The sequence below is a fragment of the Mycobacterium sp. ELW1 genome (genome assembly GCF_008329905.1).
Classification (GTDB): domain Bacteria; phylum Actinomycetota; class Actinomycetes; order Mycobacteriales; family Mycobacteriaceae; genus Mycobacterium.
In genome coordinates this window covers 5,912,225-5,930,111 of sequence record NZ_CP032155.1, presented here as the reverse complement: position 1 = coordinate 5,930,111, position 17,887 = coordinate 5,912,225, and the positions used below count along the sequence as shown (strand labels likewise).

Here is a 17,887-nt window from a genome sequence, read left to right as displayed (position 1 = left end):
TTACTTGGTGTCCTGCGGAACAGATCCGCGCCATTCGTAGATGCGGGCCTCGCCGTTGTCGTAGATCTTCGCCCACGACTTGGACTTGTCTAGTGACACTAGTCCGTCGGGCATGACGAACCCGCGAACCACCGGTGCGCTCGTCAACACATAGCGGATGTTCAGCGCCTTCACCGCCTCGGCGATCCGCGGATCGTGGTCCGCGTCGTCGGCGTAGGCCCAGAAGATGAACCGGTGGTAGCCCGGCCCCTGCTGCACCGGGTAGTCGTAATGCGTCCACAGCGGGTGCAGGCCGGCCACCGCGTACATCCAGGCGGTGCCGTCGACGTTCGCGTCGCCGATCACGGTGTCCCGGGCCCCGGGCAGGGTCGCCAGATAGGCCATCGCCTGCAGATCCTTGTCGTCGATGATCACCCGGTCGTACTTCTCGCCCATCAGGTAGCGGTGGCGCGGGAAGTAATGCCAGGCCAGGCCGACGCTGACGGCCACCAGCAGCACCGCGGTGGCGCCGATCCAGAAGCCGCGGTCGGGCTCGCGGGCGGCGGCCCAGCGTCGGGTCAACCGGCGGGCGCCGGCCACCAGGATCAACACCAGCGAGTACAGCGCGATCCCGGCCATCGGCGTCAGCAGCAGCGTCACCACGGCGGACAGCCGGCGGGGGTCGCTGTAGAACAGATCGCTGTACTTGCCGATGATCGTGCCGAGCGGGCCGCCGAATGGCGCGCCGGAATGCACGATCGACACGATCAGCACCAACCAGACCGCCGCCGGCCACCAGATCCGCTTGGTCAGCAGCAGGACGAAGCCGGCACCGGCCAGCGCGACGATGACGTTCTGGATCGGGTAGTCGTTCAGGTGCCGGGTGTGCTGGACGATCGCGTTGAACAGTGTCCGTTTGCGGCCCTGATGGGTCAGGAACGCGTGCCCGGCGATGACCTCGGCCTGCTGCAGCACGCCGAGGAACTGCGGTAGCAGGACCGCCAGGGTGGGCACGGCGATGACCACCAGGGTGATGAAGTCGCGTGCTCGGCCCAGTACCGGCCGCCACAGCGCGTCCAGCAGCCACCACGCCACCACGAATGTGACCACCACGACACCGCCGGTGATGTGCACCGAGAAGACCCCCACCAGCGCGATCACCGCCAACGGGATGCGGTCGCGATTCCGCAGGGACGATGCGATCAGCACGAACGCGGGTATGGCGGTGCCGTAGGCCGCCATGTTCGGCATCGAGGCGGTGTCGAACTCGACGTAGGGCACCGAGGTGAACGACGCGGACAGCGCGGCCGCGGTGGCCGCCGCACCGGCGGTGCGCCACTGCGAGGTGCCGCGGGAGCGGAGCAGCTGCCAGGTCAACAGGCCTGCGCTGAGCGGGAACAGCCACACCGCGGCGGACAGCGAACTGAGCGTGTACGCGGTGGTCGGGGCTGCGCCGGTCAGCTGGGCCAGCACGGCACCCAGCGCGTGGAAGACCGAGGGGTAATACAGCTGCGCATGGGTTTCGACGTTGCGCAGTTCGCCCATGTGCGTGGACGACGCCTGGCCGGTGTCGAGGATCCAGCGGATGGTGTTGGCGTGCCAGACGGAGTCCCAGTTGCTCGGGATGGACTGCCAGTAGGGCATCCCTCGCCAGGCCGCGATGCCGATCAACAGTGCGCCGAGGATCACCCCGGCGGCCACCGTCAGCGCGGGCCACAGCGACACCTCGTCGGCGGTCGGGTCGGCGGCGCGATACCGGGCGAGCAGAATCCGCAAACCGAACACGGCGGCCGTCACGATGGCCAGTGCCAGCAGCGCCGTCCAGGTGTTCCAGCCGATGCCGATCGCACCGAACGGGATGATGGCCAGGCCCACAACGCCGTACGTCAGCACCGGCCCCACGCCGAGTGCGACGTACCAGCGCAGCCGCCCGGCCAGCGCCACCACCGCACCCGGCAGGATCAGCAACAAGACCGCGATCAGGACTCCGAACCCGAAGCTCACTGGACTAGTATGGCTGGCCAGGTGAACCTGCCCTTATCGCCCATCGGCGAGGGCCGCAGGCGCCATCGCTGTCTCAATAGCGCAATCACCGACGCTCTAAGGTGGGCTCATGGCATACGACGTCGCCCGGGTGCGTGGTCTGCACCCAGCATTGGGCGACGGGTGGATGCGCTTCGACGCCCAGGCCGGGATGCTGATCCCCGAGTCGGTGGCCACCACGGTCTCGACGGCGTTCCGGGGTTCGGTGCCCAACACGGCCAGCCCGCATCCGGCGGCCCGGCGCAGCGTCGCTGTTCTGGACGCCGCCCGCCAGGCGGTGGCCGACCTGGTCAACGGCGATCCGAGCGGGGTGGTCCTCGGCGCCGATCGGTCGATCCTGCTGACGTCGCTGGCCGATGCGTCCTCCTCGCGGGCCGGGATCGGCTACGAGGTGGTGGTCAGCCGGCTCGACGACGAGGCCAACATCGCGCCGTGGCTGCGTGCGGCCAACCGGTATGGAGCCAAGGTCAAGTGGGCCGAAGTCGACATCGAGACCGGTGAGCTGCCGCCGTGGCAGTGGGAGAGCCTGATCACCCCGCCCACCCGATTGGTGGCCATGACGTCGGCATCCTCGACCCTGGGCACGATCACCGACGTGAGTGCCGTCACCAAACTCGTGCACGACGTCAGCGGGCTGGTGGTCGTCGACCATTCGGCCGCGGCGCCGTATCAGCTGATGGATCTCGGCGAGACCGAAGCCGACGTCGTCGCGCTCAACGCACCGGCGTGGGGCGGGCCGCCGATCGGCGCGCTGGTGTTCCGCAACCCGTCGCTCATCGACAGCTTCGGGTCGGTGTCGATGAACCCGTACGCCAGCGGGCCGGAACGGCTCGAACTCGGCGGCCACCAGTACGGTCTGCTGGCCGGAGTGGTCGCGAGCATCGAATATCTGGCCGGGCTGGATGAGTCGGCGCGCGGCAGTCGGCGCGAAAGACTGGCGCTCTCAATGCAATCCGCGGGTTCGTATCTCAACGGACTCTTCGACTATTTGATGGGCTCGCTGCGATCGCTGCCCCTGGTGATGGTGATCGGCCGGCCGGAGGCGCACATTCCGGTCGTCAGTTTCGCAGTGACCGGGGTGCCTGCGGAGCGGGTGGTCCAGCGGCTGGCGGACAACGGAATTCTGGCCGTGTGCAACGCCAACTCCCGGGTGCTCGACCTGATCGGCGTCAACGACATCGGAGGTGCGGTGACCGTCGGGTTGGCGCACTACTCGACGATGGCCGAAGTCGATCAGCTGGTGCGGGCGCTCGCGTCACTCGGCTGAATCCGGCCCACGTCACTCGTTGACGGTCAGCAACACTTTCCCGAACGTCTCTCCGGCGGCCAGCACCCGGTGCGCTTCGGCGGCCTCGGTGATGGGGAACCGGGCACCGATGATGGGCCTGACTCTGCCGTCGGCGATCATCGGCCAGACCGAGGACACCACCGCGTCGACGATGGCCTTCTTTCCGTGCGGACCGTCGATGGGCCGGCCGCGCAAGGAGGTACCGATCACGTGCAGCCGCTTGGCGACCGCCTTGGCGATGTTGAATTCGGCTTTGATGCCACCCTGCATTCCGATGATGGTCATCCGGCCGTCCGGTGCCAACGCGTCGAGGTTGCGATCCAGGTATGCCGCACCCATGATGTCGAGGATGACGTCCGCCCCGCGGCCGTCGGTCGCGTTATTGACGCGCGCGACGAAATCCTCGTCGCGGTAAGGGATTAGGACTTCGGCCCCCAGTTCGCGGCACAGATCGAGCTTCGAGCGCGAACCCGCCGTCACGGCCACTCGATTGCCGAGGGCGGTGGCTACCTGGATGGCGTGGGTGCCGATCCCGCTTGCGCCACCGTGGATGAGCAACAGTTCGCCGTCGGCCAGCTGCGCGGTCATGGCGATGTTGGACCACACCGTGCACGCGACCTCCGGCAGCGCGGCCGCGTCGGGCAGCGAGACCCCGAGGGGAACGGGCATGACCTGGCCGGCGGGCACCGCGACGTACTCGGCGTAACCGCCTCCGGCCAACAGTGCGCAAACGTCTTGTCCGACAGTCCATCCCGTCACGCCGTCGCCCACGTTCGCAATGACGCCGGACACTTCGAGACCAAGGATGTTGCTGGCTCCCGGGGGTGGCGGATAGTTCCCGGCCGCTTGCAGGAGGTCGGCACGGTTGACACCCGCGGTGTTCACCCGGATCAGAACTTCGCCCTGGCCGGGCGACACATCAGGCACTTCGCGCCAGGTCAGGCGGTCGGACGATTCAGCGACGATGGCCAACATGGGCGTCAGGTTACTCCCGGGTCATTTCGGCCTCGTACAGCGCTGTGTCGCTTACGATTGCGCAATGGGAGGGATGATTGCGGGGCGGACCGCTAGTGAGATGCCGGGGTTGGATATAGCCGAGCAGAGATCTTGGCAGAACTTCCTCGACGCTGCACTGCGGCTGTACGGAACACTGAATCGGGGGCTCGTCGACAAGCACAAGTTGAGCTTGGTCGACGTTCGTCTATTGGAAATCCTGGACAACTCGGAGACCGGCGCGGCTCGGATGGGTGATCTGGCCGAACAACTGATGTCGTTGCCGAGTCGGGTGACACGCCAGATTCGCCGGCTGGAGACCGCGGGGCTGGTGCGTCGTGAGGCGAGCCCTGACGACGGTCGCGGAGTCCTGGCGAGCATCACCGATCTCGGCCGTGAGGTCGTCGAAGACGCGATGCTGACCTACGCCAAGGGGGTCCGGGAGAACTTCCTGACTCCGTTGTCGCGTCCGCAGATGGCGGCGATGGGGGAGAACTGCCGCCGGATCAGCGCGGCGTTGAAGGACGGCGGCAACTCGACGAGGGTCGGCCGCGTCTAACCGCTAGTCTTGTCGGCGGTGGCGTGGCAGAGCGGCCTAATGCACTCGCCTTGAAAGCGAGAGACGGCTAACACCGTCCGGGGGTTCAAATCCCTCCGCCACCGCTGCGTGGGCGCCGGTTGACGCCCATCTGACTCCTGGCATTTCGCCCTTGGTGACCTGTGGGGCGGGATCAGGACTTCTGTGGATCAGCTTGGGACGCGTGCATTCCAGCGGTGGACGGGCATACAAAGGATGTAAGGCGCCAAATGGTAGCCGGACCCTTCTTGTGGAACGGCCCGGTTAGGTGGCGTCGGTCCGAAACATCGCGAAAGGTGCTGGTCAACATGTCCTCCCCTCGAAAGCTTCGGAAAAGCTTGGCTCTGGATAAGAGGTTGCTGGGTACTGTCGTCGGCGGCGGTGCCATCGCGGTCCTCGGCCTGTTCGGGCTCACCCACCCGGCCCCTGCATCGCTGACCCATATGGCCGACTCCGGCGACGAGACCAAGTTCCCCGCCTACTCCTCGCCCGCCGTCGCCGCCATGAACGTGGGTGCGACCACGACGACGCAGCCCACCGACGAGCCGACGGCACTCGAGGTCACCAAAGCGGTACCGGCCATCAAAGCCGGCAAGTAACCGCTATTCGCCGGTGAACTCCGGCTTCCGTTTGGCGAACATCGCCGCAATGCCCTCGTTGAGGTCCTTGGACGGCAGGAACGCCGAATTCCAGGCCGCGACGTAGCGCAGGCTAGCCGCCACGGCGGCGGTGCGCTGCTCGTCGAGGACGTCCTTGATGCCGTGCACCACCAGCGGCGAGTTCGCCGCGATCTCGGCGGCGGTCTCGTGTGCCGCGGCCAGCGTGGCCTCGGGGTCCGGGTAGACGTCGTTGACCAGACCGATCTTCTCGGCGCGTGCGGCGTCAATGTCCTTGCCTGTCAACGCCAATTCGCGAAGATGTCCGTCGGACAGGATGTACGGCAGCCGGGCCAGGCTGCCCACGTCGGCAACGATGGACAGCTTGACCTCGCGTACCGAGAACTTGGCGTCGGCGCTGGCGTAGCGGAGGTCCACCGCACTGATCAGGTCGACGCCGCCACCGATGCACCAGCCGTGGATGGCCGCGATCGTCGGGGTGCGGCAGTCGGCCACCGCGGTGATCGACTGCTGCATGCGCTTGAGCTTGCCGTGGAACTCGACGCGAGGCCGGGCCGAGACCTCTCCGGACATCGCACCGCCGATGGTGTCGCCCATCGCGACCAGGTCCAGGCCGTAGCTGAAGTTGCGGCCGGAGCCGGTCAGCACGATCGCCCGCACGTCGGGATCGGCATCGAGCTCGCCGAAGGCCACCGGCATCTCTGCCCAGAACGCCGGACCCATGGCATTTCCTTTGCCCGGGCCGATCAGCGTGACCTGGGCAACGTGGTCCTTGACCTCGACGGTGAGGGATTCATACTGCTGGCTCATGCTCTGAAGGCTACGACGCCTGCCGCAGCCTGCGTTACTCCAGGGTCACGTGCGGTCGGCGTGCGGCGATGCCGGCGCCCAGGGCGAAGAATGCGACCAGCAGCGCGACGACGCCGACCGCGATGGGCGTCGAGTCGCCGACCAGGCCGGGCAGGTTCTGCAGGATCAGCGCGAACGAGATCAGCAGACCGAGCAGGCCCAGGCCGGGTGCCACGAACGCGCGCCAGGTCGACACCTCGAGCTGGCCGGCCCGCTTGCGCCGGATGAAGAAGGCGAGCACGGCCACGGTGGTCGCGATGAGCAAGATGGTGATGCCGACCGTGGAGATGCCTGCCAGCCATGTGTAGAACTGCGTGACCGGGTCGAGGCCGAACAGGATGGCCACGACGATGGCCACTGCCACGACGATCGCGTCGACTCCGGAGGCGATGTGCGGGGAGCCGTGGGCGGCGTGCGGCTGCCCGAGTCGGTTGGGGAACACCCGGCGGTTGGACAGCGTGAACACGTAGCGGGCCACGATGTTGTGGAACGACAGGATGCAGGCGAACAGGCTGGTGACGAACAGCACCTGGACGATGTGCAGCCCAGCCGTGCCGAGGTACTGCTCAGTTGCGTTGGGCAGCAGGGCCGACGGGTCGGCCTGCGCCTTCTCGACGGCCTTGCTGTCGCCCACCGCGCTGATCAATGCCCACGTCGAGACGGTGTAGAACACCCCGATCAGGACGACCGCCAGATAGGTGGCCTTCGGGATGGTGCGCAGCGGCTCGCGGGCCTCGTCACGGAACACGGCGGTGGCCTCGAAGCCGATGAAGCTCAGGATCGCGAACAGCAACGCGATACCCGGTGCGCCCGAAAGGATTTCAGACGGCGTCACAATCCCGGTGGACAAGCCTTCCTGGCCGCCGCTGAAGACGACGGCGGCATCGAGCGCCAGCACGATCGCCACCTCGCCGATCAGCAGGACCCCGAGGACGTTGCGGGACAGGTCGATATTGAAGTGGCCGAGCGCCGTCACAATCGCGAATGCGACGAAAGCCCATATGCCCCAATGAATATTGGGCAGTCCATAGGAGGTGAACAACGCCTGTGCGCCTTGGCCGATCAGGCCGTAGACGGCGATCTCCAGGGTGAGGTACGAGATCAGCGCGACGAACGCGAAACCGAAGCCCGTCACCCGGCCGAGGCCCTTACCGATGTAGGAGTAGAAGGCGCCCGCATCCGGCACATACGGTGTCAGCGCGGTGAATCCGACCGCGAACAGCAGGATGATCAGCGTGCTGACCACGAAGATGGCGGGGAACCCGACGCCGTTGCCGTTGGCGATGCCCAGTGGCACCGGGCCGCCCATGACGCCGAGCGGAGACGCTGCGGCCACCACCACGAAGACGATGCCCCACACGCCCAGCGTGCCTCGAAGTTTGCGGTGTGAGACGCCGTCGGACGTGTCTACAGCATCCCGGGCAGTGCCCTGTTCAATTCGGTTCGCCATGATGCCCTTTCGCTGGATTCGCGCCTGCAGACGCTAATCCCGAGACGGGCAGGATCAGACACTTCGGATCAGTCGGATTCGATACCGCTCAGATGTACATCGCGGGGTCGATGTAGGACGTCGGGTCCACCAGCTGTTCGCGCTGCTGTTCGGTGCGCGGCCGTACGACGGCAGGGATGCCGGTGGCTATCGAGTCCGCCGGCACGTCGTGGGTGACCACGGCATTCGCGCCTATCGCGCTGTCATCGCCAATCATCAAGGGGCCCAATATCTTTGCCCCGGCGCCCACGACCACTCGGTTGCCGAGGGTGGGGTGGCGTTTGCCCTGTTCCAGGGAGCGGCCACCGAGCGTCACGCCGTGATAGAGCATCACGTCCTCGCCGATCTCGGCGGTCTCGCCGATCACGACGCCCATTCCGTGGTCGATGAAGAACCGGCGGCCGATGGTGGCACCGGGGTGGATTTCGATGCCGGTGGCGAACCGGGTCAGCTGCGACAGCACCCGAGCCGGACCGCGCAGCGCCGGCCTGGCCCACAGCCGGTGCGCCAGCCGATAGGACCAGATGGCGTGCAGGCCGGAGTAGACCAACGCGTTCTCGACGTCGCCGCGCGCAGCCGGATCGTGGCCGCGCGCGTTGCTCAGGTCTTCGCGCAGTGTCGACAGCAGGCCCATGAAGTCAGTCCCTGATGTGCTCGAAAAGCGGTGTGGAGATGTAGCGCTCGCCGTAGTCACACACGATGGCAACGATGAGTTTGCCGGCGTTCTCCGGACGCTTGGCGATTTCCAGGGCGGCCCACACGATCGCGCCGGACGAGATGCCGCCCAGAATGCCTTCCGCGGTTCCCAGGTCCCGGGCGACCCTGATGGCGTCGTCGAGTTCGACGTCGACGATCTCGTCGTAGGCGCCGCGATCGAGCACGTCGGGAACGAAGTTGGCTCCCATGCCCTGGATCTTGTGCGGGCCGGCCTTGCCTTCGGTCAGCAGCGGCGAGTCCTTGGGCTCGACTCCGACGATCTGGATGCCGGGCTTGCGCGCTTTGAGCACGTGTCCCACCCCGGTGACGGTCCCGCCGGTGCCGATGCCCGCGACGAAGATGTCGACCTTGCCGTCGGTGTCGTTCCAGACTTCTTCTGCGGTGGTCTTCTCGTGGATCGCCGGGTTGGCCGGGTTCCCGAACTGGTTCGCCGAGACGGCGTTGTTGGTTTCGGCGATGATCTGGCGGGACTTCTCCACCGCACCGGCCATGCCTTCGGAGCCGGGGGTGAGCACGATCTCGGCGCCGTAGGCACGCAGCATCACCCGGCGCTCGGTCGACATCGTCTCCGGCATCGTCAGGATCACCTTGTAGCCGCGGGCCGCGCCGACCATCGCCAGCGCGATGCCGGTGTTGCCGCTGGTGGCCTCGACGATCGTGCCGCCGGGCTTCAGCTCACCGGAGGCCTCCGCCGCGTCGATGATCGCCACGCCGATGCGGTCCTTGACGCTGTTGGCCGGGTTGTAGAACTCGAGCTTGACCGCGACCTCGGCATCGAGGCCCTCGGTCAAGCGGTTGAGCCGCACCAGCGGCGTATTGCCGACCAGCTCGGTGACGTTGTCATAGATCTTGCCCATGCTGCGCGTCCCTTCCTCGTGGCACCCCACCGAACACTATTCTGTCGGCCGCTGGTCGTACGGTTGGGGCATGGCTGACGAACTGACCTCAGGACCGGAAGCTCCGCCCACCGACGAACTGGCCAGTGCTGAAGCATCACTACAGGTTCTCCAACAAGTGCTGCACGGTATTGCTTCCGATGATTTAAATAAGCAGACGCCGTGCCGCGAATTCGACGTTGCCGGGCTCACCGATCACCTGCTGAACTCGATCACGCTGCTGGGTGGTGCGGCCGGTGCGCAATTCCCGGAGCGCAACCGCGATGACTCCGTCGAGCGCCAGGTGATCGCTGCGGCCCGGCCGGCGTTGGACGCCTGGCGGCGCCGTGGACTGGACGGCACGGTCCCGTTCGGCGAGAACGAAGCGCCCGCGCAGTACATGGCCGGCATCCTGTCGGTCGAGTTCCTGATCCACGCGTGGGATTACGCGTCGTCGATCGGCCGTCCGATCGATGTCCCGGATTCGTTGGCCGAGTACGTGTCGGGCCTGGCGCACCGCATCATCACCCCGGAGGGCCGTGTCAGGGCCGGTTTCGACGACCCGGTCGACGTCGGCCGGCACGCGCCCAAACTGGACCGGCTGGTCGCCTTCACCGGCAGGACACCGGTCAGCGGGTAGCGATCCAATTTCGGGCGAAGGCCAGGAACGCGTCGTTCTCCTCGGGTGCGCCGATCGTCACCCGGACGCCGTCGGTGCCGTAGGGGCGCACCAGGACGCGGTCGTCGGCGGCCTTCTCGACGAAGTCGGGCGTCTCCTCCGGCGTCAGCGGCAGCCACACGAAGTTCGCCTGCGACGGCGGGAAGCGGTAGCCGAGGTCGGTGAGTGCGGCGCAGACCCGGCGGCGTTCGGCGACCACGGCGTCGGTGCGGGCCAGCAGTTCGTCAGCGGCATTCACCGAAGCGATCGCCGCGGCCTGCGAGACGGTGGTCGCGGTGAACGGCACGTAGACCTTGCCCAGTGCGGTGATGATGTCGGGATCACCGACGGCGTAGCCGATCCGCAGCCCTGCCAGCCCGTAGGCTTTCGAAAAGGTGCGCAGCACAACGACGTTGGAATGGTTCCGGACCAGTCCGAGGCTGTCGGGCAGCATCCCGTCGCGAATGTACTCGACGTAGGCCTCGTCGATGGCGATGAGAATGTCGGACGGCACGGCGGCGACGAACCGGGCGAGCGCGTCGGGGTCCACGACGGTGGAGGTCGGGTTGTTGGGGTTGCAGACGAAGATCAGACGCGTGCGGTCGGTGATCGCGGCGAGCATGGCCTCGAGGTCGAACGTGTAGTCGCGCAGCGGCACCTGGACAGCGGTGGCGCCGGCGACCCGGACCTGCAGCGGGTAGATCTCGAAGCTGCGCCAGCCGAAGACCACCTCGTCACCGACAGAGGCGGTGATCTGAATGAGCTGCTGGCACAGGCTCACCGATCCGCAGCCGACGGCGATGTTCTCGGGGGCGAACGGCCCATCCTTGCTCAGATGCTTGGCCAGGTGCTCCTTGAGCTCCACGTAGCCGTTGTCGGGGTAGCGGTTGATGGTTTCGGCCGATGCGGCGATCGCCTCGCGCACGCTGGGCAGCGGCCCGTGCACGGTTTCATTGCTGGCCAGCTTGATGGCGCCCGGCACCGTCTTACCCGGGGTGTAGGCCGGTAGATCGGCCAGTTCAGGGCGCAGGCGGGCAGTCATTTGTCCAAGTCTAAGTGGGCTGTGTACTCTCATCCATCGGCGGTTCGGGGCATCAGTCAGGCTCCGGTACGCTCAGGTAGTTCAGGAGGCGTGCCAGAGCGGCCGAATGGGACTCACTGCTAATGAGTTGTCCCCCTTACAGGGGACCGGAGGTTCAAATCCTCTCGCCTCCGCCGCGGCTGATTCGTCAGCCACGACAACTGAAGACAGAACGGCGCCCGTAGCTCAACGGATAGAGCATCTGACTACGGATCAGAAGGTTAGGGGTTCGAATCCCTTCGGGCGCACTTCGCATCACACCGACGCATGCGTCGGCATCCACTCCCTGAGTACATCCCGCCAGCCCTCGCCGGCTGACGACCCCACCCACGCGATGTAGCCGTCCGGCCGCACCAACACCGCGGGGCCGTCGTCGGTCCGCTCGGCCTGGAGCACCCCGGTCACCTCGACGGGATCCGCCCCGCGCTCGCGGATCAGCACGAACCATGGCGTGCGCTGCAGCTCGGTCAGCCGGCCCTCGGCCAGCGGTATCTGTGTTGCCCGGGTGCCCACCGGTCCCCGGCGGCCGTACCGAAGCCCGGTCCCCGCGAAGCTGCCCGCCATGGCGTCGCGCACGATCGGCACTCGAAGAAGCCTGGGTGCCAGCAAGTTTCGCATCGCCCTCGCCACCCGCGGATACAGCGTCACCGCACGCGTCATCACCCCGGATTGCAACACCACCCGGCGGCCGATCGGATGACGCTCCTCCTGGTAGCTGTCCAACAGGCTGTCGTCGGCGCCGCCCAGCACCGCGGCCAGCTTCCAGGCGAGGTTGGCCGCGTCTTGAATCCCGGTGTTCATCCCCTGCCCGCCGACGGGGGAGTGCACGTGCGCGGCGTCGCCGGCCAGGAATACCCGACCGTGCCGATACTGTGCGACTTGCCTTTCGTCGCAATGGAATCGGGACTTCCAGCTGATCTCGAGCACGCCCACATCTGCCTTGAAGGCCCGGTTCAGAACCGTGATCACCTCAGCGTTGTCCACCGGCTCGGTGTCAGGCACCTGATGGTGGCGGTCCCACACCATCGCGCGGTACCACGCGCCGTCGGCGTCACCGCGGCCGTACGGTGCGAGGAATCCGAACACCTGCCGGGTGTTGCCCAGCTTCAGCCCGTCATCGGGCCCGTGCGCCAGTTTCACGTCGGCCAGCACCACTGACGACAGCAGGGTGTTGCCGGGGAACTCCGCCCCGACCAGCCGGCGCACTGTGCTGTGCGCGCCGTCTGCCCCGATCGCGTACTTGGACCGGAACCGCATCAGCGGTCCGGCTCCGTCGTGCGCCCGCGCGGTGATGGTTACGCCGGCCTCGTCCTGCACCAGATCGACCACCTCGATACCGCGCCGGATGTCGGCGCCGTGGGCTTCGGCATAGCCGGCGAGTGCGGCGTCGACGTTGGTCTGCGGAGTGATCAGCACGAAGCGGTAGGGCGAGTCCAGATGAGTCAGATCAAGACGTGCGTCGCCGAAGATCCGGATCTGCTGCGCGTGCTGGCCTTGTGTCAGCACGTTCTCGGCCAGTCCGCGTGCGTCGAGCACTTCGAGCGTGCGGGCCATCGCCGCGAACGCCCGGCTCGACGGGTTGATCGTGGCCCAGCGCTCCAGGACGGTCACCGAGCAGCCGGCCCGGGCCAGATCGCCGGCGGCGGTCAAGCCGGCGGGCCCGGCTCCTACGACAAGTACGTCGACGTCATGGTCGGTCATCGCAGCGCTCCTTCCGGATCGGGGTACCAGCGACGGATGTCGTCGGGGGTGGCCTTGGCCGCCTGGTTGAAGACGAACCGGCAGCCCGGTTGGGCCACGTGGGCGGCGTTGACGATGGACTCGAAAAGCAGGGTGTTGCTGGCGACCAGGCGCACGCCCGCGCCGATCAGCACCGCGTCGTAGCGCTTGGCGCCGAGCCACTGCCGGGCAGTCTCGACGCCGGCTTCACCGACGTCGATCAGGCAGTTGTCGACCTCATAGCCGGCGGCCCGCAGCGCCGACACGTTCTCGTCGTTGGCGGCGCGAAGCCCGTCCTTCGACAGGCCGCGGAACTGGGTGAAGTCTGGGGACGAGTAGTCGATCACGTCGGGATCGAGTCCGATCTGTATGGCAGTGACGGTCATGTCGATGCCTCCTCAACAGTTGTTGAACTCGACGCTAGGTCGACGACTTGGAGATATCAACAGTTGTTGAATAGACTGCCGAAATGACGGTGAAGTCGCGCGACGGTCAGGCGACCCGATCGCGGATCCTGGCCGAAGCCCGCTCTCAATTCGGTGAACGGGGCTTCGAGCGCACGACCATCCGGTCGATCGCGTCGGCGGCCGGAGTGGATCCGGCTCTGGTCATGCACTACTTCGGCACCAAGTCCGAGCTCTTCGCGGCCGCGTCGCGACTCGCGATCACCTTCCCGGACCTTGCCGGCGTCGCGCCCGAGCGCGTCGTCGACCTGGTGCTTCCGCTATTCGTCGAAGTGTGGGGACCGCACGGCCCGTTTCTGCCGCTGCTGCGCTCTGCGGCCACGAACAGGCTCGCCGCCGATGCGCTGCTCGGCGTGTTCGTCGACCAGGTGAGCCCTGCCCTGGCCGCCGTGGTGCCGGACCGGCCGGCGGAGCGCGCCGCACTCGTCGGCTCGCAGATGCTGGGTCTGGCGGTCGGACGCTACGTATTGGGGCTACCGCCGCTTGTGGCCATGGATGACGCAACGCTTGCGGAGTGGTTGCGGCCGGTAGTGGCGCACTACCTCAGTGACCCGGCGCCGTGACGGACGTCAAATTGACGGCGCCGATCCCATGGCTCAGAGTTAACAGGGTGGGAAACGTAAGTGAAGTTATATTGATCGAGCAGGTCATCGACCGCCTGGCGGCCACCTATTCCGACGTCCCTCGTGACGATGTAGCGCAGACGGTTGCCAACGCCCACAATCACTTCCACGACAGCACGATCCGCGAGTTCGTTCCCCTGCTGGTCGAGCGTCGGGCGCGAAAAGAACTCTCCCGCAGCGAATCGCTGCTCGTCTGGTCGTCGTAACCCCGCGTGGGCTAGACCGCCCCCGCGTTCTCACCCTCGTCGGTGTACTCAGGACCGCTCGGCTGGGGCGCATTGCCCGTGCCGCCGGCATCCTGACCTTCCTTCCAGTACAGGTCGTCGGTCGGTAGCGGTGCGGGTCCGGTACTGCCGGGGTTCTCGTTGTCATCCCAGTAGTACGGCTCGTTGGGATCCGGCCACAACAGCCCGCTGCCCGAGTCGTCAGCCGCGGCCGTCGCGGCCGCCGAGAGCATGATCGCGGCCATCGTGACAGTCACAAGGCCTGCCGATACCAGTCTTTCGCGCACCATCACGGACGATCTCCTCTTCGATAGGCGTCAATAGTCGCCGATTTCGTCCGGAGGTGCCGCTTATACGACGCAAATTCGCGGCGAGTCGAACCGACCTGCGATCAGGAACGCAGGCCGGCGTTCGGCAGCGCGATGAGCGGAGCCAGATCCACCGCTTCGACGCGTGGCGCACTCAGGCGGCGCGCGATGTAGCGCACGGCCATTATTTGAGCGGCCCCAACCACGATGATGGGCCACAGCGCGCCGGCGACGGCAGAACAGAGTCCGCGGACGATGTCACTCGGGGGATCGTAGGACTGAAAGTGTGGGCTGATCAGCCAGGCGCCAACGGCCGCGATGACCGCCGACACCAGGTACAGGTTCAACCACATGGCTTGAGAGTCCCAGATACTTCTTAAAGGCGGGTGTCTCAATCGTGTGAGAGTACTGAGAGGCCCCGAATCGCTGCGTGATCGTGATCACTAGGTGATCGTGAGGCCGCCGTCGACGATAATTGTCTGTCCCGTCACATAACCGCCGGCCGGCGAGGCCAGCCACACTGCGGTAGCGGCCAATTCGACGGGATCACCCATCCTGCCCACCATCACTCGCGGTAGCTGTGTGTCCAGGTAGCCGGGCTGATATTCGTCGGTCATCTCGCTCTGGAAAAAGCCAGGAGCCAGGGCATTGACGCGAATTCCCTTGCGCGGCCCCCACTGTTGGGCCAGATCCCGGGTAAGCCCGATCACGCCTGCCTTGGACGCGCTGTACGCGGCCTGCGGCAGACCACCCGTGGTGATGCCAAGAATGCTGGAAATATTGATGATTGAGCTTCCGGCCTGCATGACGCGGCCGCACGCCTGTGCCATCCAGTACGAACCGTTGAGGTTGACGTCGACGACCTTGCGGAACTGTTCAGGCGTCTCGCGGGTGGCCGGCACCGCGGTTCCCACGCCGGCATTGTTGACCAAGACGTCCACTCGGCCGAACACCTTCATCGCCGACTCGACGAGTTGTTGGCACTGATCGGGATCGACGACATCGGTTTTGCGGGTGTACACCTTGCGGCCCGCCTCTTCGACGAGGGCCGCGGTGCCCGCCATCTGCTCGACCCGTCGTGCGCCGAGCACCAGGTGGGCACCCGCCTCGGCGAAGGCCTGCGCGAACGACACGCCCAAACCGGACGACGCGCCGGTCACGATGACGACCTTGTCGTCGAGCCGGAACGAATCAAGGATGCTCATGACGGGTTCCTCAGCACCTGGCGGGCGATCGCGTACTTGTGGACTTCGGTGGGACCGTCATAGAGCCGGAACGCCCGCATGTCGGAAAAGATTGCACCAACCGGGGTTTCGTCGGAGATGCCCATACCGCCCAGGATCTGCACGCAGCGGTCGGCCACCTTGAACAGTTCCTCGGACACGTAAGCCTTGACCATCGAGCTTTCGTGGCGCCCCTTGGCTCCGCCGTCCAACGTCCAGCACGCCCACCAGATGGCCAGCCGGCACTGCTGCAGGGCGATCTCGTTGTCGGCCAGCATGAAGCTGACGCCCTGGTGTTCGCCGAGCGGCTTGCCGAAGCCCGTTCGGGTGCGGGCATGTTCGATTGCGATCGACTGTGCTCGCGATGCCGCGCCCAGCCAACGCATGCAGTGCGTCAAACGCGCCGGCGCCAGCCGCAATTGGGCGTAGCGCAGTGCCTGTCCCACCTCGCCCAGGACGGTGGCGGCCGGCAGCCGCAAGTCGTTGAACAGCACGACGCCGTGCCCCTCGACGTAATTGCGGTCCATGGTGTCCATCACGCGCTCGAGCTCGATGCCGGGCGTGTTGCCGTCGCACAGGAACAGGGTCGGGCCGTCGGGACCGTGCGCATTCGGCGCAACTCGCGCCATGATGATCCACGTCCGCGCTTTGTTGGCTCCGGTGATCAGCCACTTGCGCCCGTTGATCACGTAGTCGGTGCCGTCGAAAACCGCTTCGGTGGCAAGCTGATTCGGGTCGGATCCGGCACCACCAGGTTCGGTCATCGCGAACACCGAGCGCTGGCGGCCGTCGATCACCGGGACCAGGAACTCGTCGGCCTGCTCCTCGGTCGCGATCTTGGACAGCAGGTACATGTTGCCCTCGTCGGGTGCCGCGCAGTTCAGCGCGACCGGACCCAGCGTCGACCAGCCGGCCGCCTCGAACAGCACCGCCTGCTCGCGATGCGACGGTTCACGGCCGCCGAAGCGGTGCGGGGCCTGGAACGTGAGCAGGCCGGCATCGCGGGCCAGCCCCACCAGCTCGGTGCGCAGGTCCTCGTTGGGTCCGTGCCGGGTGACGCGTGGATCTCGTTCGTAGGGAACGATTTTCTCGACGACGAACGCGCGGATCTCGTCGCGCAGCGCGGCCAGGTCGTCGGGAATCTCGAAATCGATCATCGTTGTCCCTCCATGAGAGCTAGGGCGCGCTCGAACAAGCGCACTGTCGCGATGTGTAGATGGTCGCCAACTTCTTTGGGTGCCAACCCTGCAGCGGCACGGGCATTCGATCCCTCGAGGATGATGCCGAGTTTGAAACACGCCAGCACCGTGTACCAGTCGATGTTGGACAGGTCGCGGGTGGTGTTCTGTGCGTACCGCTCGATCAGCTCGTCGGGGGTGGCCAGGCCGTCGGCGCCCATGAGGGCGTTGCCCAGCACCGAATCGCGGCCGGGCGAATACCAGGTGGCCAGCATCCACGCCAGATCCAACAGCGGGTCGCCGATGGTGCACATCTCCCAGTCGACGATGGCCACCACCTCGGGGCCGGTCGGCGAGAACATCACGTTGGCGGCGTGGTAGTCGCCGTGCATGATGCCTGGCTGCCAGTCGGTGGGTTGCTTCTGCTGCAGCCAGGTGGCCACGGCGTCGACGTCGCCGATGTCGGGTCCCGGATAGTTGTCGAACCCGCTGTAGGACTCCAGCTCGGAAAGCCACCGCGGCACTTGGCGTTCCAGGAATCCGTCCGGCTTCCCGAAGTCGGCGAGGCCGACCGCGACGTGGTCGACGGCGCCGAGCTTGGCTGCCGCCTCCGCCATCGACAGTCCCATCCCGTGCCGGATGCCGGCGTCACCGGCGTGCAGCGGCGGCAGCATCGAGCCGGCGTTGAACCCGTCGACGGGCTCCATCAGATAGAACACCGCATCGCCGAGGACGGCGGTGTCGTCGCACACCGCGATCAGTCGCGGGTGGGGGACATCGGTACCGGCCAGCGCGTGCAGCACCCGGGTCTCGCGCAGGATCACCTTGTTGCTCACCGGGCGTAAGTGGCGGGGTCCTCGGCGGAACACGTACTCGCGGTCCGAGCGGGTGAAACGGAGCATGACGTTCTGGGTGCCGCCGGTGATTTCGGAGACGTTTTCGAGCGGGCCGTCACCCAGGCCCCGCTCCGACATCCATGCGC

20 protein-coding genes and 3 tRNA genes are annotated in these 17,887 nt (G+C 66.5%); 9 read left to right on the top strand and 14 right to left on the bottom strand.

Annotated features, from left to right (window positions below):
* On the bottom strand, nt 1–1,983 hold the full coding sequence (locus D3H54_RS28515; RefSeq protein ID WP_149383038.1) for a DUF6541 family protein: 1,983 nt from the start codon (nt 1,981–1,983) through the stop codon (nt 1–3).
* 109 nt (nt 1,984–2,092) lie between these two features.
* Between D3H54_RS28515 and D3H54_RS28510 the strand changes: the two genes are divergently transcribed.
* Nucleotides 2,093–3,289, top strand: coding sequence for a cysteine desulfurase-like protein (locus D3H54_RS28510; RefSeq protein WP_149383037.1), 1,197 nt, complete (start codon nt 2,093–2,095; stop codon nt 3,287–3,289).
* 12 nt (nt 3,290–3,301) lie between these two features.
* Here the strand turns inward: D3H54_RS28510 and D3H54_RS28505 are convergent, their stop codons facing one another.
* Complete coding sequence (locus tag D3H54_RS28505; protein ID WP_149383036.1) at nt 3,302–4,285, bottom strand: NAD(P)H-quinone oxidoreductase; 984 nt, start codon at nt 4,283–4,285, stop codon at nt 3,302–3,304.
* A 64-nt stretch (nt 4,286–4,349) separates the two neighbouring features.
* Here D3H54_RS28505 and D3H54_RS28500 point away from each other — a divergent pair, with 64 nt between their 5' ends.
* The 3 genes from D3H54_RS28500 (at nt 4,350) to D3H54_RS28490 (ending at nt 5,479) form a co-directional block, all read left to right on the top strand.
* A complete protein-coding gene (locus D3H54_RS28500) occupies nt 4,350–4,862 on the top strand; it encodes a MarR family winged helix-turn-helix transcriptional regulator (RefSeq protein ID WP_149383035.1) in 513 nt (170 codons plus the stop codon).
* 17 nt (nt 4,863–4,879) lie between these two features.
* A tRNA-Ser gene (locus D3H54_RS28495) sits at nt 4,880–4,966 on the top strand.
* A gap of 222 nt (nt 4,967–5,188) precedes the next feature.
* Nucleotides 5,189–5,479 carry a hypothetical protein gene (locus D3H54_RS28490; RefSeq protein ID WP_168214997.1) on the top strand — a complete coding sequence of 97 codons (291 nt, stop codon included), beginning with the start codon at nt 5,189–5,191 and terminating at the stop codon, nt 5,477–5,479.
* Between the two features lie 3 nt (nt 5,480–5,482).
* On the opposite strand, the gene D3H54_RS28485 is transcribed toward D3H54_RS28490, so the two are convergent.
* From D3H54_RS28485 to cysK, 4 genes are all read right to left on the bottom strand, one after another.
* Entirely contained in the window at nt 5,483–6,307 is an 825-nt protein-coding gene (locus D3H54_RS28485) for a crotonase/enoyl-CoA hydratase family protein (protein WP_149383033.1), read from the bottom strand.
* 34 nt (nt 6,308–6,341) lie between these two features.
* The gene (locus D3H54_RS28480) at nt 6,342–7,796 is read right to left on the bottom strand and encodes an APC family permease (RefSeq protein ID WP_149383032.1); all 1,455 of its coding nucleotides are present in this window, start codon (nt 7,794–7,796) and stop codon (nt 6,342–6,344) included.
* 88 nt (nt 7,797–7,884) lie between these two features.
* Nucleotides 7,885–8,469, bottom strand: a complete 585-nt coding sequence (gene epsC / locus D3H54_RS28475) for a serine O-acetyltransferase EpsC (RefSeq protein WP_149383031.1) — start codon at nt 8,467–8,469, stop codon at nt 7,885–7,887.
* A gap of 4 nt (nt 8,470–8,473) precedes the next feature.
* Complete coding sequence (gene cysK / locus D3H54_RS28470; RefSeq protein ID WP_149383030.1) at nt 8,474–9,409, bottom strand: cysteine synthase A; 936 nt, start codon at nt 9,407–9,409, stop codon at nt 8,474–8,476.
* 70 nt (nt 9,410–9,479) lie between these two features.
* On the opposite strand from cysK, the gene D3H54_RS28465 reads away from it, so the two are divergent.
* The gene (locus tag D3H54_RS28465) at nt 9,480–10,067 is read left to right on the top strand and encodes a TIGR03086 family metal-binding protein (protein ID WP_149383029.1); all 588 of its coding nucleotides are present in this window, start codon (nt 9,480–9,482) and stop codon (nt 10,065–10,067) included.
* Here D3H54_RS28465 and hisC read toward each other — a convergent pair.
* A complete protein-coding gene (gene hisC, locus D3H54_RS28460; RefSeq protein ID WP_149383028.1) occupies nt 10,057–11,127 on the bottom strand; it encodes a histidinol-phosphate transaminase in 1,071 nt (356 codons plus the stop codon). The two genes, D3H54_RS28465 and hisC, sit on opposite strands and share 11 nt — an antisense overlap.
* Before the next feature lie 84 nt (nt 11,128–11,211).
* On the opposite strand from hisC, the gene D3H54_RS28455 reads away from it, so the two are divergent.
* Both D3H54_RS28455 and D3H54_RS28450 read left to right on the top strand, forming a co-directional pair.
* Nucleotides 11,212–11,300: transfer RNA gene (locus D3H54_RS28455), tRNA-Ser, on the top strand.
* Between the two features lie 41 nt (nt 11,301–11,341).
* A tRNA-Arg gene (locus D3H54_RS28450) sits at nt 11,342–11,414 on the top strand.
* A 7-nt stretch (nt 11,415–11,421) separates the two neighbouring features.
* On the opposite strand, the gene D3H54_RS28445 is transcribed toward D3H54_RS28450, so the two are convergent.
* Together D3H54_RS28445 and D3H54_RS28440 are read right to left on the bottom strand one after the other, a co-directional pair.
* On the bottom strand, nt 11,422–12,867 hold the full coding sequence (locus D3H54_RS28445) for an FAD-dependent oxidoreductase (protein ID WP_149383027.1): 1,446 nt from the start codon (nt 12,865–12,867) through the stop codon (nt 11,422–11,424).
* A complete protein-coding gene (locus D3H54_RS28440; protein WP_149383026.1) occupies nt 12,864–13,271 on the bottom strand; it encodes a hypothetical protein in 408 nt (135 codons plus the stop codon). Before D3H54_RS28440 ends, D3H54_RS28445 begins: the two co-directional genes overlap by 4 nt.
* 83 nt (nt 13,272–13,354) lie before the next feature.
* On the opposite strand from D3H54_RS28440, the gene D3H54_RS28435 reads away from it, so the two are divergent.
* The gene (locus D3H54_RS28435) at nt 13,355–13,912 is read left to right on the top strand and encodes a TetR/AcrR family transcriptional regulator (RefSeq protein ID WP_149383025.1); all 558 of its coding nucleotides are present in this window, start codon (nt 13,355–13,357) and stop codon (nt 13,910–13,912) included.
* A gap of 71 nt (nt 13,913–13,983) precedes the next feature.
* Nucleotides 13,984–14,178 carry a three-helix bundle dimerization domain-containing protein gene (locus D3H54_RS28430; RefSeq protein ID WP_286199033.1) on the top strand — a complete coding sequence of 65 codons (195 nt, stop codon included), beginning with the start codon at nt 13,984–13,986 and terminating at the stop codon, nt 14,176–14,178.
* An 11-nt stretch (nt 14,179–14,189) separates the two neighbouring features.
* Here the strand turns inward: D3H54_RS28430 and D3H54_RS28425 are convergent, their stop codons facing one another.
* The 5 genes from D3H54_RS28425 to D3H54_RS28405 all read right to left on the bottom strand — a co-directional run bounded on the left by D3H54_RS28425 (nt 14,190) and on the right by D3H54_RS28405 (nt 17,879).
* Nucleotides 14,190–14,453, bottom strand: coding sequence for a hypothetical protein (locus tag D3H54_RS28425; RefSeq protein ID WP_168214996.1), 264 nt, complete (start codon nt 14,451–14,453; stop codon nt 14,190–14,192).
* 134 nt (nt 14,454–14,587) lie between these two features.
* Nucleotides 14,588–14,857: a hypothetical protein gene (locus D3H54_RS28420; protein WP_149383022.1), complete on the bottom strand. Its 270-nt coding sequence runs from the start codon at nt 14,855–14,857 to the stop codon at nt 14,588–14,590.
* A gap of 90 nt (nt 14,858–14,947) precedes the next feature.
* The gene (locus tag D3H54_RS28415; RefSeq protein WP_149383021.1) at nt 14,948–15,709 is read right to left on the bottom strand and encodes an SDR family NAD(P)-dependent oxidoreductase; all 762 of its coding nucleotides are present in this window, start codon (nt 15,707–15,709) and stop codon (nt 14,948–14,950) included.
* Nucleotides 15,706–16,884, bottom strand: coding sequence for an acyl-CoA dehydrogenase family protein (locus D3H54_RS28410; protein ID WP_149383020.1), 1,179 nt, complete (start codon nt 16,882–16,884; stop codon nt 15,706–15,708). The genes D3H54_RS28415 and D3H54_RS28410 overlap by 4 nt, the downstream gene beginning before the upstream one ends.
* Nucleotides 16,881–17,879, bottom strand: coding sequence for a phosphotransferase family protein (locus D3H54_RS28405; RefSeq protein WP_149383803.1), 999 nt, complete (start codon nt 17,877–17,879; stop codon nt 16,881–16,883). The genes D3H54_RS28410 and D3H54_RS28405 overlap by 4 nt, the downstream gene beginning before the upstream one ends.
* Nucleotides 17,880–17,887: the final 8 nt, after the last annotated feature.